The organism is Tabrizicola flagellatus (genome assembly GCF_008271465.1).
Classification (GTDB): Bacteria; Pseudomonadota; Alphaproteobacteria; order Rhodobacterales; family Rhodobacteraceae; genus Tabrizicola; species Tabrizicola flagellata.
This window is the reverse complement of record NZ_VMDU01000008.1, coordinates 108,289-115,317: the sequence shown is the minus strand read 5'-3', so window position 1 is coordinate 115,317 and position 7,029 is coordinate 108,289. Positions and strand designations below refer to the sequence as shown.

Here is a 7,029-nt window from a genome sequence, read left to right as displayed (position 1 = left end):
CCTCGCAGACCCACCTTGGCACATCGATGCCGTCGGGGGGCGGTCACATCATCAATGCCGGGATCAACCGGCGCGGGCCGCTCTTGAGCCTGACGGTGGAAGACTGGGATCTGTCCTTTGCGGTCAACATCGACGCCATGTTCCACCTGTGCCAGGCGGCCCTGCCGTCGATGATCGCGCAAGGCGGAGGGGCCATCGTCAACACCGCCTCGCAATGGGGCCTGCATCCGGCGCCGAACCACATCGCCTACAACGTGACCAAGGCGGCGGTGGCCAGCTTTACCCAGAACCTGGCACGGGACTTATGCCCCGCAGAAGATCCGGGTGAATGCGGTCTGCCCCGGAGAGATCCACACGCCGATGCTGGAAGCCGGGGTCAGGCGGTCGGGCCGCACCATCGCCAATCTCGACAGGCTGGTCCCGTTCGGGCGGATCGGGAGGCCCGAGGATGTGGCGGCGCTTGTCGCCTTCCTCGCCTCGGAAGAGGCGGCCTTCATGTGCGGCTCGCTGGTCGAGATCACCGGGGCGCAGGCCGTGGCCTGACCAGGGATCACTCCACAGGCGTTTCCGGCGCGGCGATGTGGACGGCCAGCAGGCAGCCGTTCGGCGTATGGGAATTGTGTTCGGTCCCGTCGCGGTAGAACACCATGTCCCCCGCCCGCAGGACCGTGCCGTCGCTTTCGATCAACTCGCCTTCCAGGATCAGGAACTGCTCATGCCCGTTGTGGCGATGGCCGCGCGTCGTCATGCCCGGGGGCATCCGGTAGACGTGGAAGCCCACGCCCAGCGGCTGCCCGTCGTCCAGTTGCAGGACCGCGTCACCCAGGGCGACACCATCCGGGTAGACGAAAGGCGTGAAAGCGGCCGAGCGGATATTGGCGATCCGGCGGTCCTTGGGGTCGATCGGCTGCATGGCGGGCTCCGGTAATTTGCCTGGTGGTAAACTTTCTTGACGCAGGTCAAGGCGGAGTGTGGCGTTTCATGGCCCTCTCTGTCCAGTAACCGAGAGGGGAATGGACATCATGACAAGCAAGATTCTCTGCCCGACCGATGGATCCGACCACGCGACTGTCGGTGTGATGCTTGCCGCCGAGGTCGCCAAGGCCACCGGGGGCCACCTGACCATCTGCGCGGTCAACATCGCCCATGGCGGGTTCCGCGGGCCGACCATCAGCCACTGGAAGGCCGAGGAGGTGAAGAAGATCCTCGACGATGCCGAGGCGCTGGCCCGCCGCGAGGGCGCGACCGATGTCGGGACGCTGGAAGTCGTGGCCCGCGAGGCCGCGCCGGCGATCATCGCCTATGCCGAACAGAACGGCTACACCCATATCGTGATGGGCACCGGCGACAAGCGCGGCTTGCAGCGGCTGGTTCTGGGCTCGGTCGCCAGCGAAGTCGCCTCGCGGGCGCATTGCACGGTGACCATTGCCCGCTGACCCCACCTCTGCCTAGAGTTCGGGCAAGCCCTGCCAGATCGACCCCCGGCGCCGTCCGCAGCCGGGGGTTGGTTTGTTTACCAACAGGAAGAAGATTTGACACAGGCGCAACTCTGTCACTAGGCTAGCGAAAAACCGGCGCCGCCAGGGCCGGCACGAATCCAGCATCCGGAGGTTGAACATGACAAAGAGAGTAGCCGTCATCGGAGCAGGCCCCTCGGGCCTTGCGCAACTGCGCGCGTTCCAGTCGGCAAAGGCCAAGGGCGAGGCGATTCCCGAGGTGGTCTGCTTCGAGAAGCAGTCGAACTGGGGCGGCCTGTGGAACTACACCTGGCGGACGGGTCTCGATGAACATGGCGAGCCGGTGCATTGCAGCATGTACCGCTATCTCTGGTCGAACGGCCCGAAGGAGGGTCTGGAATTCGCCGACTATTCCTTCGAGGAGCATTTCGGCAAGCAGATCGCCAGCTACCCTCCGCGCGCCGTGCTGTTCGACTACATCGAAGGCCGGGTGAAGAAGGCCGGCGTGCGCGACTGGATCCGGTTCAGCACGACGGTGCGGATGGTGCGCTACAACAAGGACAAGGGCAACTTCACCGTCACCGCGCATGATCTGAAGAACGACCGGATGTATGACGAGGAATTCGACAACGTCGTCGTGGCCACGGGCCACTTCAGCGTACCGAACGTCCCGGAATACCCCGGCTTCGACAAGTTCAACGGCCGTGTCCTGCACGCCCACGACTTCCGCGACGCGCGCGAGTTCGCGGGCAAGGACATCCTGCTTCTGGGCTCGTCCTATTCGGCCGAGGACATCGGCAGCCAGTGCTGGAAATACGGGGCGAAGTCGGTGACCGTGGCCTATCGCCACGCGCCGATGGGGTTCAAGTGGCCGGACAACTTCAAGGAGGTGCCCAAGCTGGAGCGGGTGGACGAAAACACCGCCTATTTCGCCGACGGCACGTCCAAGAAGGTCGATGCGATCATCCTGTGCACCGGCTACAAGCACCACTTCCCGTTCCTGCCGGACGATCTGCGGCTGAAGACGGCGAACCGGCTGGCGACGGCCGACCTCTACAAGGGCGTGGTCTGGGTCCACAATCCGAAGCTGTTCTACATCGGCATGCAGGACCAGTGGTTCACCTTCAACATGTTCGACGCCCAGGCCTGGTGGATTCGCGACGCGATCATGGGCAAGATCAAGATTCCCGAGGACAAGGCGGTGCTTCTGAAGGATGTCGAGGACCGGGTCGCGGCCGAGGACGCCGGCAAGGACGCCCACGACGCGATCCACTACCAGGGCGACTATGTGAAGGAGCTGATCGCCGAGACCGACTATCCGTCCTTCGACGTGGACGGCGCCTGCGAGGCCTTCTTCGAGTGGAAGGAGCACAAGAAGCAGGACATCATGGGCTTCCGCAACAACGCCTACAAGTCGGTCATCACCGGGACCATGGCGCCGGTCCACCACACGCCCTGGAAGGACGCGCTGGAGGATTCGATGGAAAGCTATCTGCGGAACTGATCCGTCCGTTCCCGCATGCGAAGGCCCCGGCGCAGTCCGGGGCCTTTTCGTTTCCGCCAGACAGAACCTGCCGAAAATTCACGCAAACCCGTGCCTGTCTGCGCATCATTTGGTCATAAAATGTCGAAACCAGAACTTGTCTTGAAATAAAGTTGCCGCAAATGACAATTGTTGGACCCGCACAGCCTGGCCTGTGTCTAGTCTCGGCGGAAATCCCCCGGCGCAACAGGGGGAAGCGGACCAGCTGGGGAGTGAACGCATGGAAGAACAGATTGCCGCCCTCACGGCGGAGCTTGCCAATTTGAAGGATGCAACGGCCGGGTTGAACCGGACCGCCGCCGAGACCTTCTACTACGTCACCATCCCGTTGATGGTGCTGATCCACGCCGGGTTCCTGTCCTACGAGATGGGGGCCTCGCGCGCCAAGAACGCACTGGCCTCGGGGATCAAGAACATCCTTGCCTTCGCTTTCATCATCCCGACTTTCTACTATGCGGGATGGTTCATCTACTGGGCCTTCCCGACCGGCCTGTCGATGTCGGAAGGCCCGGCCGGCATCTCGGGCTGGGACTACGCGGTGGGCGCGGCGAGCCCGGTGGGGCAGGTCATGGGGCCGAGCGTCGCGGACAGCGCGACGGGGGTGTTCTTCGGCGCCTTCGCCATGTTCGCGGCCACCACGGCCAGCATCATGTCGGGCAGCCTGATCGAGCGGATCCAGATCGTCGGCTTCACGATCCTGGCCATCGTGCTGGGCAGCTTCGTCTGGATCCTGGGCGCGGCCTGGGGCTGGCATGCGGACGGCTGGCTGGTGACGAGCCTCGGCTACCACGACTTCGGCGCCTCGGGTGTGGTGCATGCGATCGCGGGGTTCTTCACGCTGGGGGTGCTCATCAACCTCGGTGCGCGGATTGGCAAGTTCAACCCGGACGGCACGGCCAATTCGATACCCGGCCATTCGCTGCCGGCGACGCTGGTCGGGCTGATGCTGATCATCGCGGGCTTCTGGGGCTTCCTCATGGCCTGCGTGATCTTCCCGGGCGAGCCCTGGTCCTGGGGCTCGGGCATCTTCGCCACGATCTACGGCACGCCGGTCACCCTGTCGGCGATGACCTTCAACATCCTGATGGGCTTTGCCGGGGGCGCGATCGCGGCCTGGGTGGTGACGCACGGCCCGTTCTGGATGATGTCGGGCGCGCTGGGCGGGATCATCTCGGTCGCGGCGGGGCTGGACCTCTACTGGCCGCCGATGGCCTTCGTGATCGCCGCCATCGGGGGGGTCATCATGCCGCTCGCCTCGCGCTATGTCGAACGGCTGCGGATCGACGACGCGGTGGGGGCGGTGGCGCTGCACGGGGTCGTCGGGGTCTGGGGTGTCGTGGCGGTGGGCATCTTCGCCAGCGGCTATCCGGCGCTGACCTCCGAGGGGGCGCCGGCGATCTCTCTGCTGGGCCAGCTGGGCGGCGCGGTGGTGATGGTCCTTCTGGGCTTCGTGCCGGGCTATGTCGTGTCGCTGGTGCTGAGCAAGCTTGGCTTCCTGCGCGTGCCGAAAGAGGCCGAGGTGCTGGGCCTCGACAAGGTGAAGGTCCCGGCCGTCGCCTATCCCGAAATCCTGGGCGAGCCGGCACGCGGGCCGGTGACCCCGGCGCAATGACGACAGGAGGAAGGACATGATCGGAACCGACATCACCGGCTGGGCTGCCGTGGAAGGCGCCTATTACGCGGGCATGGGCAGCGAGGCCTTCTGGCTGGCCCTGTCGATGGCGCTGTGCATCGCCGCCCTGGTCTTCGGGGCACGGCACGAGAAGGCCGCCTACCGCAAGACCGGCTGACCGCCCGGAACAGGGCGCAGAACGGCAAGGTCCCCGGTCGATCCGGGGCCCTTTTGCGTGGGCGGTCGAGGGAAACGGGCGATTCGGCGGGGAAACAAATTTTCGCTCTGATGAAATTCTTCTCGCCAAAGCCGCAAAGGCATGTTTACTTTCGCGGCATCCGGTCGCAGGCGCAAGGCCCTTTGACCGCGATGCAACGGCGACGGATGAGGAGAGCCTTCGGGTCAGAACAACAACTTCCATCGCGTCAGACAAGCCATCCATCCAGGTGCGGAAGGGCCGAGGCTCCGGTGCCGCGGCATGAAGGGTCCGACCGTCCCGCCTGACCAACAGGAGTGAGGGAATGACGACTGAAACTGGATCGGGCCAGATGGTCCGGGCGCTGAGCTGGAGAGGGGCCTTCTGGGTTGCCGCCGGCGTGCCGCCACTGGTGCTGTTCTCGATCGGCGGGATCGCCGGGACGACGGGGAAGTTGGCCTTCGTGGTCTGGATGATCTCGATGGTGATGGGTTTTCTGCAGAGTTTCACCTATGCCGAGATGGCGGGGATGTTCGGCAACAAGTCGGGCGGCACCTCGGTCTATGGCGCGACCGCCTGGCTGCGCTATGGCAAGCTGATCGCGCCCTTGTCGGTCTGGTGCAACTGGTTCGCCTGGACGCCGGTGCTGTCTCTGGGCTGCGCGATTGCCGCGGGCTACATCCTGAATGCCTTGTTCCCGATTCCGCTGGCCGACAGCCAGCCGGTGATGGACTGGGTGGCGGCGAACCTGGCCAGCTATACGGCCGAGACGCCGGCGGTTGCCGAATACATCGCCAACAACGCCGGCGCGACGGTCGAGCAGGCGATCCAGGCGGTCGCGTCGGCGGATGCGGTCTCGGCGCTGACGCCCTGGTTCAGGACCTACGAGGCGTTCCAGATCACGATTCCGGCGCTGGGGACGCTGCATTTCAACACCACCTTCCTGATCGGCGTGATCCTGATGCTGATCATCCTGGCCATTCAGGAAAAGGGCATCGCCAACACGGCGGCGGCACAGAAGTGGCTGGCGATCATCGTGCTGGTACCGCTTCTGCTGGTCGGCCTGGTGCCGATCCTGACGGGGGCGATCGACTGGATGAACGTCACCAACCTGGTGCCGCCCACGGCCGCCTATTCCGGCGTGGACGGCGAATGGAACATCGGCGGCTGGACGCTGTTCCTGGGCGGTCTCTACATCGCGGCCTGGTCCACCTACGGCTTCGAGACGGCGGTCTGCTACACCCGCGAGCTGAAGGACCCCAAGCGCGACACCTTCCGGGCGATCTTCTATTCCGGCCTGCTGTGCATGGTGTTCTTCTTCCTGATCCCGTTCTCGTTCCAGGGCGTGCTGGGGCAGGAGGGGATGCTCGCCACCGGCATCGTCGACGGCACCGGCGTCGGCGAGGCGCTGGGCAACATGATCGGTGGCGGCCCTGTCATCACCCAGATCTTTGTCATCCTGATGATCATGGCGCTGTTCCTGGCGATCATGACCGCTATGGCCGGATCGTCGCGCACGCTCTACCAGGGCTCGCGCGATGGCTGGCTGCCGCGTTACCTGTCGAAGCTGAACGAGCACGGCGTGCCGCGCCGGGCGATGTGGACGGATGTGGCCTTCAACATCTTCCTTCTGGCGCTGGCCTCGGACGCGGCGGGGTATTTCTACGTCCTCGCGATCTCGAACGTGGGCTACATCCTGTTCAACTTCCTGAACCTCAACGCCGGCTGGATCCATCGGATCGACAACGCCCACATGGAGCGGCCGTGGAAGGCGCCAGCCGCGCTGATCGGGCTGAACACGATCCTCGCCTTCGTCAACGCCCTGTTCCTGGGCGCGGGCGCCAAGGTCTGGGGCTACGAGAACGCGCTGTGGTCCGGCCTTGTCTTCGCGGCGCTGATCTTCCCGGTGTTCTGGTATCGCCATTACGTCGTGGACAAGGGCAAGTTCCCCAAGGAAGCCTATGAGGATCTGGGCCTGCCCTATGGCGAGATGGGCGAAAGGAAGGCGGGTTTCCTGCCCTACCTGGCGCTGATCGCCGGTGCGGCCGTGGTGCTGTGGGCGAACTGGTTCTTCGTCCTGCCGGCCTGAACCCGCTGAATCGCAACGGAAAAGGCCGCCGCGCGAGGCGGCCTTTTTTCTGGGCGGATGTTTTCTGAGAAGAAATATTGTTGCACTTCATTATTGCTTTCTGGCGGGAATCGCCCGACACTCGGCGAAAAT

Annotated in this window: 7 protein-coding genes and 1 pseudogene; 7 read left to right on the top strand and 1 reads right to left on the bottom strand. The window is 64.5% G+C overall.

All coding sequences use genetic code 11. The features are described 5' to 3' along the window. Positions 1-26: 26 nt before the first annotated feature. A pseudogene (locus tag FL625_RS18575) lies at positions 27-299 on the top strand (SDR family NAD(P)-dependent oxidoreductase); the annotation flags it as partial. A 25-nt stretch (positions 300-324) separates the two neighbouring features. After that, positions 325-543, top strand: a complete 219-nt coding sequence (locus FL625_RS18385) for an SDR family oxidoreductase (RefSeq protein WP_235019400.1) — start codon at positions 325-327, stop codon at positions 541-543. Positions 544-550: 7 nt separating this feature from the next. On the opposite strand, the gene FL625_RS12430 is transcribed toward FL625_RS18385, so the two are convergent. Continuing rightward, a complete protein-coding gene (locus tag FL625_RS12430) occupies positions 551-913 on the bottom strand; it encodes a cupin domain-containing protein (protein ID WP_149588994.1) in 363 nt (120 codons plus the stop codon). Between the two features lie 109 nt (positions 914-1,022). Here FL625_RS12430 and FL625_RS12425 point away from each other — a divergent pair, with 109 nt between their 5' ends. The 5 genes from FL625_RS12425 to FL625_RS12410 all read left to right on the top strand — a co-directional run bounded on the left by FL625_RS12425 (position 1,023) and on the right by FL625_RS12410 (position 6,897). Beyond that, positions 1,023-1,436, top strand: coding sequence for a universal stress protein (locus FL625_RS12425; RefSeq protein WP_149588993.1), 414 nt, complete (start codon positions 1,023-1,025; stop codon positions 1,434-1,436). Between the two features lie 181 nt (positions 1,437-1,617). Further along, positions 1,618-2,961, top strand: coding sequence for a trimethylamine monooxygenase (locus FL625_RS12420; protein WP_149588992.1), 1,344 nt, complete (start codon positions 1,618-1,620; stop codon positions 2,959-2,961). A 259-nt stretch (positions 2,962-3,220) separates the two neighbouring features. After that, the gene (locus tag FL625_RS12415) at positions 3,221-4,612 is read left to right on the top strand and encodes an ammonium transporter (RefSeq protein WP_149588991.1); all 1,392 of its coding nucleotides are present in this window, start codon (positions 3,221-3,223) and stop codon (positions 4,610-4,612) included. A gap of 16 nt (positions 4,613-4,628) precedes the next feature. Further along, positions 4,629-4,790 carry a hypothetical protein gene (locus FL625_RS18090; protein WP_160147777.1) on the top strand — a complete coding sequence of 54 codons (162 nt, stop codon included), beginning with the start codon at positions 4,629-4,631 and terminating at the stop codon, positions 4,788-4,790. A gap of 343 nt (positions 4,791-5,133) precedes the next feature. Beyond that, positions 5,134-6,897, top strand: coding sequence for a trimethylamine N-oxide permease (locus FL625_RS12410; protein WP_149588990.1), 1,764 nt, complete (start codon positions 5,134-5,136; stop codon positions 6,895-6,897). Positions 6,898-7,029 lie beyond the last annotated feature (132 nt).